The sequence below is a fragment of the Pseudomonas nitroreducens genome, from assembly GCF_014204515.1.
GTDB lineage: Bacteria > Pseudomonadota > Gammaproteobacteria > Pseudomonadales > Pseudomonadaceae > Pseudomonas > Pseudomonas nitritireducens_A.
In genome coordinates this window covers 210,602-227,535 of sequence record NZ_JACHLI010000001.1, presented here as the reverse complement: position 1 = coordinate 227,535, position 16,934 = coordinate 210,602, and the positions used below count along the sequence as shown (strand labels likewise).

Genomic DNA, 16,934 nt, shown 5'->3' with positions numbered 1-16,934 from the left:
CCCATGGGCTTTGGTCATAACCTGGCGAACGCTATCAACAAGGTCTTCAAGACGAACGTGCAGCACTACTGCCAGCTGGAGACCGCTAGTGGGAAGAATGAGCTTGTCACTCGTGATGGCGGCCTCGTTACCTGCCTGGAGATCAAGGGCACCTATGGCATCGTCGGCGCCGATGCATTCGCCACCCTCCTCCAAACCCTGGACGAGGGCCTAGGTGCTGCCCTGAAGCGTCCTGGGCACCGGCTGCAGTTCGTCTTCCGACGCGACCCTCTGAACTCACGTGAGGGCCTGCGTCGCTCGATTGAGGGCATCCTGCGCACGATTCACAACTTGAAGCTCGACCTGGATGGAATGGTCAAGGAGCGTCAAAGGTTCCTTGAGACCAAAACGGTGCTCGAGACATGTCACCTGGTGCTGACTACCAGCCCTAAGGCTATGCACCCGGACATTCTCAAGAGCTCGATGAAGGAGCGTGCACAGAAAGCTTCAAGAAATGGCGGTTTGAAGCCTGGTAGTCACGGTCAGTCTTCAGGCGTTGAAATCCCAGGCCTGGAGATGCTCCATACCGGCTTCGTCACCCTGGTGATGGCCAAGCTCAACGAAGCCAAGATCTCGTCGGCAAAGCTCAATGCGCATGAGTTCGTGCACATGATTCGCCGGCAGGTCACCATGTTCGATACCAGCGATGCGTGGCGCGCTTACCTGCCCGGCGACCCGCTTCCGTTCCGACTGGTCGACGAATCCCCATCCCATGGCGATATCAGTCATTTCATGATGCCGGATATCGCCCACCAGGTGTTCAGCCGTGAGCCGGCCCAGGACACCGAAGACTCCACGCTGGTAAACACCGGAGAGTGGCGTATCGCTCCTCTCATGGTCGACCAACGTCCGCAAACGCCCAAACCATTCGCCGAACTCTTCCAGTCAATCGACCGCAACGTGCCCTGGCAGATGTCGATGGTCATCGACTCGGGGCATGACCGCGTTAAGCAGATGATCTCCCGAAAGAAGACATTCGCAAGCTTCGTGGCTTGGGCCTCCAGCGAAAACGTCGTTATTCGTGACGCCGCTGAAGATCTGCTTCTGATAGCGCAAGAGAACACCCTTGTATCAGCCCAGATCACCTTCAGCACCTGGGGACAGGGCCTAGAAGACGTCCGCAGAAACCGTTCCAAGTTGAAAACAGCCCTGGAGGCCTGGGGTCAGCTTCAGATCATTGAAGAGCGTGGTGACCCTGTAGAGGCCTGGCTCAACACTGTTCCTGGGTTCTCGGCCAATCATCTGGCCACCCCGCTGCCCTTGCAGTCGCGCGAAGCTATCGGGATGAGCCCCATCACTCGCCCTGTATCGCCATGGTCTGAAGGATCGTTGCTCTACCGTACCCCCGACGAGAAGCCCTTCCCTCTCTTGCCGGGCAGTGACCTGCAGACCGCGAACATGGAGATCGTGTTTGCTCCGCCGGGTTTCGGTAAATCCTTCTACCTCGCGGCGGCCAACACGGCTTTGCTCACCCGCCTGGGTAACGAAGTCATCCCCCGTATCGGCATCCTGGACATCGGTTTCTCCTCTGAGCAGTGGGTCAACCTGATTCGCGACGCATTGCCTGACCACATGAAGCACCTGGCTCAGACCTTCCGTATGGAGATGGACGCCAAGTACGCGGTCAACATCTTCGACAACCCGCTGGGCTGCCAGCGTCCTATGCAGGTCGACCGCGAATTCGTGGTCAACATGATGATCCTGCTCTGCACGCCGGCCGGTAGGAAGTCGGCTCCGCCTCGCCTTGCTGAGCTGATCAGTGCCCTCGTGGATGAGATGTACAACTACTTCTCTGAGGATGGCACGCCCCGTAACTACGACTTCGGTATCTGCCCTGAGGTCGATAAGGCACTGGCCGACGCGGGCATTGAACTGAGCAAGTACGACAACGTCACCTGGTGGAAGGTCGTACATCAGCTCCACAAGAAAGGCATGCACGGCGCGGCGATCAAGGCGCAAACCTTTGCCGTACCGACCCTGGCAGATGCGACTGAAGTGCTCTCCTCCGTCACTGCGATCAAGGACGTATACGGAAAAGCCACTGTCGAAGGCTCGAACGAACTCCTGTTGGATTACGTCCGCCAGATGCTTTCCCAGGTCGTGGCCGAGTACAAGATCCTCTCGATGCCGACTGTGTTCTCGCTCGGCGAGGCCCGGATCGTCTCCATCGACCTCATGAACGTGGCTCGCGACGGCTCCGACCAGGCGCTGAAGAAGACCGCAATCATGTACATGCTTGCGCGGAACATCCTCTGCAAGGAGTTCTACCGCAAGGCTGAGTGGACGCTGCCGCAGATCCCGCCGGATTACCAGGCGTACCACCGCAAAATCATTGAAAAGGACGAGTCGATCCCGAAAAAGCTGTGCATGGACGAATTCCACCGCACCAGCCCGGTTCCGGCCATTCAGAGGCAGGCTGAGACCGATATTCGTGAAGGTCGTAAGTTCGACGTGCACGTATCTTTGGTTTCTCAGCTGCTTGACGACTTCAGCGATACCATTATCAAGATGGTTAACAACGTGCTCATCTTCTCGAAGGGCATGTCTGAACTTTCCACCAGAGAGATCATCGATAAGTTCGGTCTCGGCCCCGACACAATCCGAACTATGAGCCGCTGGATGACGCCGCCTGGCCCGGAAGGCTCAAGTGTTCTCTACATCGGCCAACTGAAGGATGAGGCTTCGCCGAAAGTCGAGCAGGTTCTGCGCTTGAGCCTAGGCCCAATGGAAGTCTGGGCCTACTCCACCACCCCGCAGGACGTGGCTTTGCGGCGCAGGATCACAGCGCGGATTGGCCTGAGCAACGCCCTCGCCGTCTTGGCTGCGGAGTATCCGAAGGGCTCTGCGAAGGCCGATATCCAGAAACTGCTGGCTGATAACGCAGTCAAACTGGAAGAGCTGGACGAGAACAGTAACTTGTTTGACGCAATCGCAGACAAAGTTATAAAAGAGCATGCTCGACTTATTGATCCGAGCAAAATTAGAGTTGCAGCTTGAGATGTTATCCAATAGGATTCATTTCATAACAAGAAGAGCCACGTACTGGCCGGAGCAGTTATGAACCTCAAGTTGGCGCCTGTCGCGCTGGCCGCGCTCATCGCTATGAGCGCTGGCTGCAGTTCCAGCCCAATTCTCAGGACGAACACCGTCCTGGTGACTCCTCCAGCTCATCCCCTCGATGAGCTGCGCTCGGTTGCGATTGAGAGTCGCGACGAGATGCGTACCCTGGCGAAAATCATCGAAGCCAAGAACGCGCCAAGCCTTACGCCGCAGCAGCACGCCCAGAAGCACTTCCAGGATGTGAACGTGCCGGCCGGCTTCGAGCGAATTTCCTCGTTCAGCTACACGGGCCCGGCCTCCGTCGCCGCACAAGCCCTCTCCCAGCTCGCTGGGTACAAGTTCACGACTCGTGGCAATAAGTTCCCAAATGAGGCTTGGGTGACCATCAAGACGAACCGTTTGCCGCTGAACGAGGCTCTGCGTGAGCTTGGCGTTCAGACCGGCTCGACGATGCGTGTTGAGGTTGATGGCGCGTCGAAGTCGCTCGTTCTCGTCTACCTGAAGTAAGGGGGCTCGCATGCTCAAGCCACTCCTCTTGGCCGTGGCCATCGCGGGTGCCTCCCTGCCGGCATTCGCAGCACCAACGCCGGGCGTCCAAGACGGCGTTTCGCCGCTCAAAGACCTGCAGAAGATGCACTACGTCACTGGTATGAGCCTGTCAGGGGATGATGACCTGGCCAACAAGCGCTCTCGATCCATGCGTGACGCTGCGCTGTCAGTTGGTGCCCAGCACGGATACGTGGCGACCATGAACGAGCTGCGCAAGCAGCTTGATGCCGAGTCTGATACCTGGGAAGCGCTATTCCCGTTCAAGGATGTCATGCGGATCGCCTCAAAGGGCGACAAGTCGCTCTTCTACCTGCCTCCCGTGATCATCAAGACCGAAGGTCTGACGTCCACTGACGAAAACCACAAGGTCATCAAGATCTCGAACACCTACTACGAGATCTACAAGGAAGAACGCGTCGTCCTGAACGCCCCGGACTGGCGCGAGTATCTGCTCATCGACATCCCGGTCGACCTGTCCAAACCAGTTGGCGCCCTCCTCCCCAAGACACCTGCAGAGCAGCAACTCTGGTCTGATTCAGTAGCTGAAGGATGGCAAGCCGGGGTCAATATGGCCAACGAAGAGATGACGGCCAGAGTCAGGAACCTGGGCACAGACTTCACAGGGATGGTGCGCTACCTGCAGCTGGTCGAAGGCACCGGTCAGATGACCCCAACCTTCCTCGCAGAGCAGACGATCAACAGGGTCAAGTCTAAGAACGGCATGCACATCGGGCAGACCACCATCGCCATTACTGCGCCGGCCACTTTCAACGATAACGTCGGCGGCTGGGTTCCGCTTGATCTTGACCCTCGTGATGGCTATCGCTCCGCAGAAGAGCGTGCCGCAATCAACAGAGGTGAATGATGAAATCCGAGTTTATGATCGAGGTGCCGCCGCGCCTCCAGGGCAAGGAAGGCCTCGATAGTCTGCTCCACCAAATGGTGGTAAACGACGGGTCTGACCTTTTCCTGCCAGGCGGCCATCCTGCGATCATGGATCGGTACGGCCGCAAGGAGGCCCTGATGAACAGGGCCCTGAGCGACTCTGAGGCCAAAGACCTCATTTCTACTATCTACGGCCACAACGCACCTAGCCTGCTTGGTGGTGGTGAGCCGATCAACTGCTCCTACGAGTTCAAGCTGGATGTCCCCGGCACCGATGGTTTGAAGCAGCAGCGCTACCGTTTCCGCGTGAACGCGGTGCACTGCTTCAGATTCGGAAAGCCGAGCCTGACCGTAACGCTGCGTACCATCCCCTCCATCCCGCCGGATTGGCGCGTGCTTGGCGTAGAACCGCTCCTGATCGAGGAGACACTGGGCCTTAAGCAGGGGTTGATCGTCGTTGTGGGCGCTACCGGCGAGGGTAAGTCGACCCTCATGTCCTCGATGTTGCGGGCCCGGCTGGAGCACCCCACTGCCCACACCAACCTGGTCACCATCGAGGCGCCCATCGAGTTCGTGTACGACGAGGTAGTTTCCCCGACATCCTTCTCCACTCAAATCGAGATCGGCCGCTCGCTGCACTCTTTCAATGAGGCTGTAGAGAACGCCCTGCGTATGAAGCCGAACCTCATCCTGGTGGGTGAGAGCCGTGACTTCGCTACCACCAGGGCCTCCCTGCAGGCTGCACTGACCGGCCACGGTGTGTTCACCACCGTTCACTCGAACTCCGCGCCGGAAACCGTACAACGCCTGGTGTACACCTACCCTGAATCGCTGCAGTCCCAGGCGCGAGACGAAATCGTCCAGCCTCTGCGAATCGTGATCTCCCAGCGCCTGGTTCCGCGTGTAGACGGCAAGCGCATCGCGGTGCGCGAATACATGATCGTCGACCAGCAGGACAAGAACGCCTTGGCTTCGGCCAAGAACGTAACCGAGGCCGCATTCAAAGTTCTGGAAAACCATGGTCGTCCGCTGATCGAAGATGCGCACGACAAGTTCAAGGAAGGGTTGATCTCCGATGATACTTTCAAGTATCTCCAGAGGATCTACCAGAACAGTAAAAACGAGGAGATCCAGAAGAATGGAGCCCGTGTATAACACGAGGAAGAACCTCAGGATAAACATCCGAGAATTACTCGGTAGTTCATGGATATTACTGCTCAAGTTTTTCCAGTGAGACGTATTGTGAGGGGCTCCGTATTCTACATTCAGCCGTCGCCGGGTCTTCCTGGTGCGGCTCCGGAGGATGCGACAAGCCTCCATCAAACCCTGCCTGTAGCGCTGGCAATCCAGGATGACAAGCCCCTAGCCCCAGGCATTACAGGCTACGAGGTGCCTCAATGATCCTGCACTACATCACCCGCAATCCCCGCCTTGGCCCCATCGACGCCCAGATCGTCTACCCGATCCTTCTTTTCCTCATCTGGCCGAGGATGTGGACTCTAGTTCTGTTCTTCTTCTCGATCATTTTTCTCTGGTATTTGAACTCAAAAGGCATTCGTATACCGATGCTTGCCAGAATCGTCAGATCTAAGATGATTGGGAGAAAACGTCAAATTCGTCCTCCTTATAGGCAGGAATGGCGGCTCTAAAAAAGAACTTTGAGAATACCGAAAGAGCCTTTATCATTCAGCGAAAATATAAGAGGACATGATACAAATGGCCCGCAAATTGACACTTCTCGCTAGTGTCGTTTCCCTTCTCGCAGTAAGTCAGGCTTCTCAGGCTGAACTCTACATTATCCCGGTAATTCAGGCCCCGATGGCCGGCCAAGCAGGCGCTACGATGGGGATGATGCCCGTTCAACCCTCTGGCCTGGCCGTTACGCAGGCGCAGGGTGCAGTTGCTGGCCAGCCCTACAACGGCCCGATCTACCAGGTCGTCCAGGCGCCGGCACCCGTTGCCCCGCTCCCTGGCACAGTCAACTCGAAGACTTACGCGCCGCCGCCGGCCGCGCCTATTCAGGCCTACACCCAGGCGAATCCGGCCGCTGTGCCCACCTACGTTCAAGCGCCTGCACCGGTAGCCGCTCCTGTGGCCAAACCGATCATGTTCGGCCGCGATGTACCGGTGAAAGCAGCCGTCGAAAACCTGGCGAGCCCGCGCGGCGCCTGGTCGGTTGTTCTTGAGCCTGGCCTGGAATCCAAAAAGGTCTCCTGGAGCGATGCGGCCGATTGGCGCGCCGCCCTGGATCAGATTTCCTGGAGCAGTGGACTGGTCATCAAGATCAGCGACACCAGCAAGCGCATCGCGATCAGCCGCAGCGAGTCAATGGCTCAACAGCTGATCGGCAACCCCAATGCCAGCGTGTGGACGCTGAAATCGGGTGTATCCCTGCGCGAAAACCTGGTCGAGTGGGGCCGCATCGCCAAGTGGGACGTTCACTTCGTAGGCACGGACATCAACTACCCGGTCGACCATGCCGCTACCCTCGTTGGGCAATTTGAGGGTAAAGGAGGCGTTGTCGACCGCCTGATGATGGCCACGCAGGCTCGTGAAGTCCCCCTCAAGGCAGTGTTCTACAAGGGCAACCGCGTGGTTGTGATCAAAGAGGACGGCTTCAAGCCGACTGACGCGACGGTGCCGGCTTCCGTAGGCGAAGACAAGGGTGACCTGGATGAATAAGAAACTGGCCGTCGTTCCCCGTTTCCTGCCGCTTGCGCTCGCGCTGGCGATCTCGGGCTGCAACACGGTAGTCGATCAGGCCTACGACAACGTTCGTGGGAACATGGGCTCGGTGAAGGGCTCTCTCGACCACAACAGCAAGATGATCAAGCCTTCCGCCGTCCAGGAAGTTGACGACATCTGGCTGGGCGGGGACGCCTACAAGGTATCCCAGGCCGAGCTCTCCCCGCCTGTGCTGCAGAAGCAAGTTACCTTCAGCCAGCAGACTCCGATCTCCGTGGGCGAGCTGTTGACGCTGATCAGCTCGCAGCTCCACATGAAGGTAGTGATGTCTCAGGATGCCGTTGAGTATTCCTCTGGCACCACCAAGTCGAGCGCCGCCCCGGTTACACCTGCTGGTGCTCCTGGGCTTGAGCAGAACATTTTCTCGGAAATGGCGTCGACCGGCACAAGCGGGAACGAGATCAAGTTCGTACTGGCCAACTACAAGGGCAGCATTTCCAACCTGCTTGACCTGATCGCAGCGAAAGCCGGCCTGTTCTGGCGCTTCGAGAAAGGCGAGATCGTATTCAAGCGCAACGAGACCAAGACCTACGTCGTAGACCTGCCTTCGGGCTCCACCGACTACACCGCAGAGATGAAGTCTGACCTCTCTTCCATGGGCGGCGACAGCGGCGGTTCCAGCGGCGGCAGCTCAGGCGGCGGCTCCGGCGGTTCGGAAGAAGGCTCGGTGCACACCACCAAGACCAAGATCGAGGGTATTTCGGCCTGGGCGACGATCCAAGCGGACGTCAAGACCATGCTCTCCCCTGGTGGTCGCGTGGCTGTCAACAACCTGGTCGGTTCGATCACTGTCTCTGACACCCCACAGGTGCAGAGCCAGATCTCCGACTACATCAAAAACCAGAACGCGCTGGCCGGCCGCCAAATCGCGATCAAAACTGATGTCTTCGAGATTTCGTCCGACGAGAACGGGAAGTTCGACACGAACATCCTGGCCCTTTACGACTGGAAGGGTGACCTGACCCTGGGCCTCAACGGCAGCACCGTAAGTGTTGGCGTCAGTACGGGCGACCCAACCACGGACAACAAGTTCGGCGCCGGCAACACTGCAGGCTTCACCCTGCTGCGGAATAACAAGAACGCCAGCTTGAAGACCTCGACGACTGTCCTGGCCAACAACGGCGTCCCTACTCCGTTCCAGCAGATGGATGAGGTTGGTTACCTGTACCGCACGACTGTGACCCAGTCCGAAGGCAGTAGCGGTGAGCCGATCAAATCGCTGGAGCCTGGCAAGACGTCTCAGGGCTTCTCGATGATGCTGATGCCTCGCATCACCTCCACTGGCAAGATCCTCATGAACTTCGCCGTGGACAGCTCGCGTATCAACAGCATCGATGAGTACGGTGACGAGAAGTCCGGCAAGATCCAGCTGCCGAATCGCTCCACCAACAAGTACAACCAGGTGGTAACCGTGAAGAACGGCCAGTCGATCATGATCGCTGCCTTCGACCGCACCGAGAACACCGCCAGTATCAACAGCCCGTTCGGGCGCAGATCCTGGCTGTTGGGCGGTAACCAGTCGGGCAACAAGCGCAAGATCATGACCATGATCGTCCTGACGCCGTACCTGATGGAAAAATAAGAGCGCTCATGGAAAAGACCATTGAGATTGGCGGTCACCAGTACGCCCTAGGGCTGGAATGGAACCGGCTCCCGGCCGGCGAGCTTCTGCTCGCCGCCAAGAGCATGGCCAAGAAGATGGGGTTCACCTACGGTGTTCCCCGAATGGTTGTTCAGGACGACAACGTCGTCTTCAACCAGCTCGGTGTCGCTCAGAGCAAGTCCGTTCGTGGCAATGTGTACAGCGCCGCAGGCCAGATCGTGGCCGAATACCCGACCATGCTGGGCATCGCCCATATCGAGAACGACCTCTACTGGGTCGTAGCTGCCGAGAACGGCCGTATCATTCCGGATATGGACGTCGTGGTCACGGACTCCGAGGTCAAAAAGCTCTACAACGACTTCTCGAGCGACAACAGCATCTCCTACATGAGCTTGCTGATGACCCGCGAGGTCTCCGAAAAGCTCGAGATCTACGGCAACGTTCTCAACCGCGACCCGCTCGACGTTATCGCCGAAGGCAAACCCAACGAAGCGCTTAAGCTGCGTAACATCAGGGGTCTGACTTCGACGTTCTTCCTCGGGGCTGCGATTGTGCTTGTGTTGCTGGTTGGCGCCGGCTGGTGGAAGTACGAGTCCTACCTCAAAGAACAGGAGTATCAAGCACAGCTCGCTGCTGAGGCACTAGAGCAGCAGCGCCTTAAGGCCGAAGCCCTGGTCAAAGAGGGCCCGAGTGACGAGGAGCTACTAGCACAGGCGAAGGTGCAGGAGATTCACTGGCTACAGGACGACTTCAACGCAGCTACGGTAGAAGCTTCGCTGAGCGGTGTCTTTGAGCTGGCCCGTACCCTCCCCCAGCAGAAGCTTGGCTGGAACCTCACCAAGGTAGTGTTCGACCGTTCGGCGCCGGACTCTGTCGTCAGCATGTGGAACCGCGATGGCGGAACCATCCAGGCGATCACCGACTACTTTGGGAGTTCTGCCCATGTAGGTATCTCTGCAGGCCTGGATAGCGCCATCGTCACCCATAAAATTTCCAAGTCTGGCCTGGGCACGGATGACATCCTCGCCTACCTGGCCTCCAACACCACGAAGAACCAGGATCTCAGCGACGTGCTCATCGCGCAGAAGCTGCCCTTCAACATCGAGGTGCTTCGGCCATCTGACCGTCGTGAGCCTATTGAGAAGCTCAGGGATAAGAACCGGGTGAACGAGGCTCAGCTGGTGCTCAAGCAGCGTAACTACACCATTACCGGTGAATCGAAACCTGATCTTGCGAAGACCATCGGTGTCCTGCGCAGCATCGGCAACCTGATCCCGGTTACCCTTGAAATTGATCGTTCGGCTGGCGCTTTCAACTGGAAGTTCGTCGGCAGACTTTTTGAGCAGTGAGGAAGGTATGAACCAGCGCTCCCTAGTGAAGGCCGCTACGGCCCTTTTCCTCGCCAGTACAGCGTTTTCTGCTCTGGCCGAGCCAATCCCCGCCCCTGATGCTCAAATCGCAGCAGCGGCTCCTGGTGAAGGCCTTGCGGCCACCCCTGCACCTGCTCACGTGCAAGCGGTGAAGTCCAAGCGAATCGTCCCTGCTGACCTGAGTGCCGACAACCAGGCTGCAATCGACAGAAACCGCAACGTGGCGACTGAAGGTGATGAGCTCGATTCCCTTCGTTTCCTAGAGGAGAAGCGCCTGAACCTCGCCAAGGTCAAACTGGAAGTCGCCAAAACGGACAGTGATCGTGAGAAGGTCGAGAAAGGTGAGGCGCCGACCAACACCCTATCCCAGCAGACCGGTATGCCCGGTCAGATGCCTGGCATGATGGGCGGCTCGATGATGCCGGGTATGCAAACCTCGCTGCCGAAGGAGCCTGAAAAGGCCCCTATCGACCGCCTGTTCGTCACCAGGATCTTCGGGTTCGACAAGGACAAGACCGCCACGGTCTTCCTCGACAATTCCGTGTTCGAAGTTGCTGTCGGGGAGACGGTCGCCGAAGGCGTTCGCGTGAGTGCGATCAACGACAGCACGGTGGTCTTCACCAAAGACGGCAAGTCCCGTACCGTCCCGCTTACGACCGAGAACCAGGCATACCAGCGCTCGAATGCAGCACCGTCGAACCAGGGTACGACTATGTCGGTTCAACGCTACGGCATGTAACTTCTGGTGCGCAAGAAAAGGAGGCCTAGGCCTCCTTTTTTCATATCCTTTTAATAATAATCAACTTTCGCAACTTGACCATATATTAGTTTATCCAATACACATACTTCCAAATTGCCTTGCCTTTTCATCGGGTATAAATTCGCGGCATAACTAAAATAAGAGCCGCTGCATGCATATCCTTGATTTCATTTTCAAGAAGAAGCCCGCCCCACAAGTTGTACAGCGAGCTGCCTCCAAAAAAAATCTGCCTCCTAAGGCGACGCCCCCTGCCAAACATGTGGCTGGCGCCCATATCCAGGGCGCTCCGGCTCAGAGCGTCATCGACCGCCGAGAGGATGTGCCAGCATTCTCGCTGGTGCTCTCGGCGGATGGACAGCCTCTCGAAATCTCGAGTGAGTTGCAGTCAAGCTACGTAATTCTTTTGGTATCGAAAGAGCGCCGAGACGTTTACGTTGTAACTTCCACCGATATCCGTCACTCGGGTATTGATGACAACTTCCAGGAAATCCTGGGCCGTATCAAAAAGAACAACTACAACAGACTAAAGCGCCTCGTAGCCACGCCGGAAATCATTGCCATCCTCAATGATGAGAGCAAGAAACAGCAGAGCTACGAAGACCAGCAGCGTGCTGCCACGAAAATCCAGCTCGACTTCGACTCCTTGCTGAGCGTTGCCACTGGGAAGGGCATCTCGGACATCCACATCGAGGTTCGTAAGGACAAGGCCGAGGTGAAATTCCGCCAACACGGCGAGCTCCACGTCCACAAAGAGTGGCCGGTGGACTACGCAGCCATGATGGCTGCCGTGGTTTACCAGGTAATTGCGGACGTGAAGGACACGATGTTCGACCCTGACCGACCTCAAGATGCCGTGATTGACCGTGAGCTATCCGAAACTGGCCGGGTGCGTGTGCGTCTCTCCACCCTACCCGACCAGGACGGGTTCGACCTGATCCTTCGTGTACTACGCATGGGCGTCGATGACGACCGAAAATCCTTGGAAGAGCTTGGCTATGCGCCGCAGCAGATGAAGATCATTCGCCGGGGTGTGGCCAAGCCGTCTGGTGCGATCATCATGGCCGGCACAACCGGTTCCGGTAAGTCAACCAGCCTCAAATCGATGATCGAGGAAAAGGTGGACGCCAACCACGGCACCATCAAGGTGATCACCGTAGAAGACCCGCCAGAATACAAACTGCGCGCCACTCAGGTCGCGGTGAACCGTGCCAGGGCTGTAGCCAAGCAAGGTGGAGACACCTCGCTGAACCCGTTCGCCCTATACATGCGCGCAATCATGCGTTCCGACCCAGACGTCATCATGCCCGGCGAGGTTCGAGACAAGGACTCTGCCGAGATGCTCGTTGGCATGGTTGAGTCCGGCCACCAAGTCTTCACCACTGTTCACGCGGCCAGCGGCATTGGCATTGTGAACCGTCTGAGGTCTAACGGTGTGCCAAACGACGTACTGGGCAGCCCAGGATTCCTTGCGGTTCTGATCTACCAGGCCCTCATCCCAGTGGTTTGCCAGGCCTGCAGCGTTGACTTCAACCACGTCAAGGCAAGCGCCGAGACCGACACTGACGAAGACTTCATCCATCGTATGGAGAAGTTCGTTCCTCACTCGGTGCTCCATACGCTGAGGTTCAGGAACTACGACGGCTGCTCAGAGTGCAGGAAAGGTGTGATCGGTCGTACCGTCGCGGCAGAGGCAATTCTCCCGGATAACTTCATGCTGAAGTGTTTCCGTGAGCGTCGCGAAGCAGATGCCTTCATGCATTACCGTGCAAAAGGAGGCAGATTTGCAATCGACCACGGCATCGATAAGGCCTACAAAGGCCTAGTCGACATGCGCGACGTGGAGAAGCGTCTCGACGAGATCACCCTCCTCTCCGAACTCAGCGATGGCGTTCGCGTCCATTTCGGCCTGCAGCCGGCCAAAAAGTTCGAGATCGGCCTGGATGTGATGAGCGACGCTCCATTCGATGTGGATGCAGAGACTCGCCAGGAGTCAGACTCCGCTATCGGCTACACGCCCAAAGAACAGGCTCAGAACGCCGAGGCGCTGTCGAAAATGGTTGCCCTGGCCGATGACATGGACACCTTCTTCGATGCTCCAGGCGATTCCGCAGGGGCCTCTACGGGCGCCTTCGAGTTCAAGTCCGATCTGCTGGCTGACGCCAACCCGGCCCCTTCCGCAGAGGTTGTTCACCTGGGCGACTTCCGTGGCACCGATGAAAACGGGAAGGGCGAGTGATGACCTTCGACAAGTACTGGCTCACCCGGCTGCAGTTCAGCACTGCAGTCCGGAAGAACCTCTACCAGAGCTTCATGGACTACCTGAAGCAGGGTGTTCCGCTGGTGAACATCGTTCACCTCCTGGCTGAGTCGATCATCAAGGCCAACGCTAAGGATCAGATGTTCCAGGTCGTCATCCTGCGCGACGTCGAAGCCCAGATGACGCGGGGCGTCGAATTCGCCGAGGCAATGTCTCGCTGGTGCCCGATCAACGAAGTGATGTCCATCCGCGCCGGTATGCGAAGCGGTGATCCGATCAGCGGGATGAGGAACACCATCGAGGCCCTCGAGGCCTCGTCGGAGATGCTTGGCACCATCCTGAGCAAGCTCTCCTACCCTGCCGTCCTGGTCTCGGCGATGGTGGGGCTGATTATCTTCTTCTCGGTCGTAATTATCCCAAAAATCGCTGCGGTGATGGATCCGGCCCTGTGGCCCCCAGTCGCGAAGAATCTCTACAACGTCGCGAACTTCGTAGAGAGTTTCTGGTGGGCAATCCTGATCTCGCTAGTAGCTCTCGGCATGCTCGTCAGCTGGTCGTTGCCCCGCTATGTCGGCCGCTTCAGGCCATTTCTCGACCGATTCCCGCCATACAGCTTCTACAGGGTCTTCCACGGCGCGAACATGCTGATTTCCATCGCATCCTTGATGCGCTCGGGCGTCCCCTTCGTTGACTCTCTGCAAGAGCTGCAGCGCCTCTCCTCGCCCTACTTGAAGAAGCACCTGGGCGAGATGGTGCAAAACATGTCAGAGGGTAAGTCTCTCTCTGAGTCCCTCGATACTGGCCTGCTGTCTGGGGACACCATGGTCAGCGTGTACATGATGAGCGGGAGTTCGAACTTCCAGTCTGCCATCAACGAGATCGGCAAGATCTCTGTCCGGAAGGGTATCGCAACCATCACCAAGATTGCCCTGGTCATCAACGGTGCCGCCCTCCTCGGGGTTGCATCGTACATTGGCTGGGTTTACTACGCGTTCTTCTCGGTTTCCGATGCAATGGCGCGCTCTGTTGGATCGATGTAATGCAACTCCGTTATTCGAAGCAAGCAGGTACCACGCTCGTTGAAATCATCATGGTGGTCGCGCTTATTGCGTTGATCACCATCGGTGTTCTGGTCTATTTCGAGTCCGCCAACAGGTCTGCCAAGGTCTCTGAAATTGTCACTGACCTGGCGGCACTGAGCGCTTCCATCGAGAATAACTACGCCGTACAGGGCGACTATACCGGGATCTCTACCGCCGTTGTCATGGGCTTCGTCAACACCCCTGAGAGGCTCAAGACTGCGGACAAAACGGGGTTGCGGCATCCCTGGGACAACACAGCGTCAGGGATCACTATAGACCCGGCCACCATGTCTCTTGCAAATGATGGATACACCATCAGCTTGAATAACGTCCCTTACGATATCTGCCAAGATATTTCTGGAAAAATATACTCAAAGTTCTACCAAGTAATAATTGACTCGATTCAAGTAACAAGTATAGCGACCTCGATAACAGCCTGTGGAACCACGGGGAAGAAAACAATTAAAGCTACTAAATAATATATATTTGTCAAAGCATTGATATGTATGTTTGATGTAAATAAACTAATTTCGCCATATAACAATAAGAAGAGGCATCCATGAATCTGAAACTCCGGAGTCAGGCCGGTGCAACCCTGGTGGAAATCATCATGGTTGTTGCGTTGATCGCACTGATCACTATCGGCGTTCTTACCTACTTCAACTCGGCCAACCAGTCGAGCAAGGTAGAGCAGACCATCAACAACCTCACATCGCTGACTTCGGCAATCAGGAACCAGTACGCGACGCAGGGTGACTACTCGGGCATCACCGAGGCGGTCGTCTACAACTTCGCCAACGTACCGGTCATGATGAAGAGCGGCACCGCCGGCCAGCTGATCCACCCGTGGTCGAGTGCGACGACTGCCGTAACGATCTCCACGGCATCGCCCTTCGACACCTTCACCATGGGCCTAGGTGGCCTGGATTCGGCTACGTGCACCGACATCGCCTCCAAGATCTACCGTCACTTCGACGCAGTCGCCGTCGGCGCCAGTGCTGTGACCAGCGTTGCCACGGCCCAATCGGCCTGCGCTGTGTCGAGCCCGACCATGAACATCACTGTTCGTTAAGGCGCAGCAATATCAACAAAAAGGCGAGTCTTGCACTCGCCTTTTTGTTTTTCCGTTGATACATTTAATTAGAAATTGCCGCCGCATATAATAATTAAAAGAGGCGCCTGTGACAAATATTAGTGCCGATCCATTCGCCACGATTTCGGATATCTTTGTTCCTCCGCAAAACATCCAGGAAGGTTTCGTATATCCAGGGCCACGTCCACTCGATCCTGGTTTGCATACCAGTGTGATGGACATGATCGAGCAAGCTAAAAGGTCTCGTTCAAGAGCTACCACTGTTCACATGAGCAACTGCAATTGGCGCTTTCAGCTGTTTCCTAGTGGTAGCGGCGACTACTTCATCTTCCGTAAGGCCTCCAGGGACATCCCTCCCCTTCGCTCGCTCGGCATCCCAAAGCCGATCCTCGACCTTCTGACCGGCGACCGTCTGCTCAAGGGAGGCCTCATCATCATCTCGGGGAACCCTGGGAACGGTAAGTCCACCACGATGGGTTCGCTGGTGGTCGAGCGTTTGATCAAGTGGGGCGGTATCTGCATCACGGTCGAAGACCCTATCGAACTACCTCTCCAGGGGGCCCACGGCAGCGGTTTTTGCCTGCAGAGGGCAGTAACCACCGACGAGGACTTCAACCAGGCGATCAAAGACGCTTTGAGGGCCTACCCCTCCAAGACCCCAGCCATGATGATGATCGGCGAGATACGCGACGCTGAGGCGGCATCGCTGGCGCTTCGCTCTTCTGTCGACGGACGTCTGGTGGTGATCTCTATGCACGCCGGCAACGCGGTCATGGCGATCCAGCGCTTGATCTCAATGGCGTCAGCCACACTGGGCACTAGAGAAGCTCGAGAGCTGCTGGCTTCCAGTTTCAGGATGTCGATCAACCAGGAGCTACGTGGCCATCCTGCTGAGTTGAAGATCCCGACACTGCTCCTGGATACCCAGTCGGTGGTCGGCACGATCCGCGTCGAAGAGAACTCGCTGGAGCAGCTGCAGAACGACTTGCAGATGCAAAGATTGGCTTTCCGCAATGGTCAGCCGCTGGAGCTTCGCCCGATCACCTAAGCCGTGGCGCGGCGGCGCTGCGCCTCGAACTCGAAGAGCGAGATGTCTTCCAGGTTGCCCTTGATGATGCTCAGCACCTTCTGGTTCTCGCGGCGGCGCTGCCAGGCTTCGTGATGCTCCTGGCTGAGGGCCCTGCGCTCAGCTACCAGCTCCGGGCAGAGCTCGTTGAGCGACATGTTGAACATCTCCCTGGCGATGACCGTTGCGACAGCGAACAATTGCTCAACGGTCATTTTCTCGTGAAAATAGAAGCAGATTTCCTCGAGGGAGTGACCCATGGTCATCCAGGAGCCGAGCTTGTTGATGTCATCCTCTGATAGAGAATACTGTTTCTTCAGGGGGATAAGCTTCATCTCGGGCTCCAGTTAGGTCACGCTCATCAATTATTCTATATATGTGCCTCGGAAAATAAATAAACCGGGGGCCGTTTATTAGTTATACTT

General features: G+C 56.9%; 15 protein-coding genes. 14 read left to right on the top strand and 1 reads right to left on the bottom strand.

The window, feature by feature from the left end; all coding sequences use genetic code 11:
* The first annotated feature begins 3 nt into the window (after positions 1 to 3).
* The 14 genes from HNP46_RS01185 to HNP46_RS01120 all read left to right on the top strand — a co-directional run bounded on the left by HNP46_RS01185 (position 4) and on the right by HNP46_RS01120 (position 16,491).
* Complete coding sequence (locus tag HNP46_RS01185) at positions 4 to 3,036, top strand: ATP-binding protein (protein ID WP_184585678.1); 3,033 nt, start codon at positions 4 to 6, stop codon at positions 3,034 to 3,036.
* Positions 3,037 to 3,096: 60 nt separating this feature from the next.
* Positions 3,097 to 3,606, top strand: a complete 510-nt coding sequence (locus tag HNP46_RS01180; protein ID WP_184585677.1) for a DotD/TraH family lipoprotein — start codon at positions 3,097 to 3,099, stop codon at positions 3,604 to 3,606.
* Between the two features lie 10 nt (positions 3,607 to 3,616).
* Positions 3,617 to 4,513 (top strand): type IV secretory system conjugative DNA transfer family protein, encoded by an 897-nt coding sequence (locus tag HNP46_RS01175; protein WP_184585676.1) that lies wholly within the window; start codon positions 3,617 to 3,619, stop codon positions 4,511 to 4,513.
* Positions 4,513 to 5,688, top strand: coding sequence for a type IV pilus twitching motility protein PilT (locus HNP46_RS01170; RefSeq protein ID WP_184585675.1), 1,176 nt, complete (start codon positions 4,513 to 4,515; stop codon positions 5,686 to 5,688). Before HNP46_RS01175 ends, HNP46_RS01170 begins: the two co-directional genes overlap by 1 nt.
* A gap of 242 nt (positions 5,689 to 5,930) precedes the next feature.
* The gene (gene icmT, locus HNP46_RS01165; RefSeq protein WP_184585674.1) at positions 5,931 to 6,182 is read left to right on the top strand and encodes an IcmT/TraK family protein; all 252 of its coding nucleotides are present in this window, start codon (positions 5,931 to 5,933) and stop codon (positions 6,180 to 6,182) included.
* 67 nt (positions 6,183 to 6,249) lie between these two features.
* Entirely contained in the window at positions 6,250 to 7,215 is a 966-nt protein-coding gene (locus tag HNP46_RS01160; protein ID WP_184585673.1) for a TcpQ domain-containing protein, read from the top strand.
* Entirely contained in the window at positions 7,208 to 8,860 is a 1,653-nt protein-coding gene (locus HNP46_RS01155; protein WP_184585672.1) for a secretin N-terminal domain-containing protein, read from the top strand. The genes HNP46_RS01160 and HNP46_RS01155 overlap by 8 nt, the downstream gene beginning before the upstream one ends.
* A gap of 8 nt (positions 8,861 to 8,868) precedes the next feature.
* Positions 8,869 to 10,230 carry a type 4b pilus protein PilO2 gene (gene pilO2, locus HNP46_RS01150; RefSeq protein WP_184585671.1) on the top strand — a complete coding sequence of 454 codons (1,362 nt, stop codon included), beginning with the start codon at positions 8,869 to 8,871 and terminating at the stop codon, positions 10,228 to 10,230.
* Between the two features lie 7 nt (positions 10,231 to 10,237).
* Positions 10,238 to 10,990, top strand: a complete 753-nt coding sequence (locus tag HNP46_RS01145; protein WP_184585670.1) for a hypothetical protein — start codon at positions 10,238 to 10,240, stop codon at positions 10,988 to 10,990.
* Positions 10,991 to 11,162: 172 nt separating this feature from the next.
* A complete protein-coding gene (locus tag HNP46_RS01140) occupies positions 11,163 to 13,247 on the top strand; it encodes a GspE/PulE family protein (protein ID WP_184585669.1) in 2,085 nt (694 codons plus the stop codon).
* Positions 13,247 to 14,308 (top strand): type II secretion system F family protein, encoded by a 1,062-nt coding sequence (locus tag HNP46_RS01135; protein WP_184585668.1) that lies wholly within the window; start codon positions 13,247 to 13,249, stop codon positions 14,306 to 14,308. The genes HNP46_RS01140 and HNP46_RS01135 overlap by 1 nt, the downstream gene beginning before the upstream one ends.
* Positions 14,308 to 14,829: a type 4 pilus major pilin gene (locus HNP46_RS01130; RefSeq protein ID WP_184585667.1), complete on the top strand. Its 522-nt coding sequence runs from the start codon at positions 14,308 to 14,310 to the stop codon at positions 14,827 to 14,829. The genes HNP46_RS01135 and HNP46_RS01130 overlap by 1 nt, the downstream gene beginning before the upstream one ends.
* 80 nt (positions 14,830 to 14,909) lie before the next feature.
* Positions 14,910 to 15,422, top strand: a complete 513-nt coding sequence (locus HNP46_RS01125) for a type II secretion system protein (RefSeq protein WP_184585666.1) — start codon at positions 14,910 to 14,912, stop codon at positions 15,420 to 15,422.
* 289 nt (positions 15,423 to 15,711) lie between these two features.
* Complete coding sequence (locus tag HNP46_RS01120; RefSeq protein WP_184585665.1) at positions 15,712 to 16,491, top strand: ATPase, T2SS/T4P/T4SS family; 780 nt, start codon at positions 15,712 to 15,714, stop codon at positions 16,489 to 16,491.
* Here the strand turns inward: HNP46_RS01120 and HNP46_RS01115 are convergent.
* Positions 16,488 to 16,844 carry a hypothetical protein gene (locus HNP46_RS01115; protein ID WP_184585664.1) on the bottom strand — a complete coding sequence of 119 codons (357 nt, stop codon included), beginning with the start codon at positions 16,842 to 16,844 and terminating at the stop codon, positions 16,488 to 16,490. The genes HNP46_RS01120 and HNP46_RS01115 overlap by 4 nt on opposite strands.
* Positions 16,845 to 16,934: the final 90 nt, after the last annotated feature.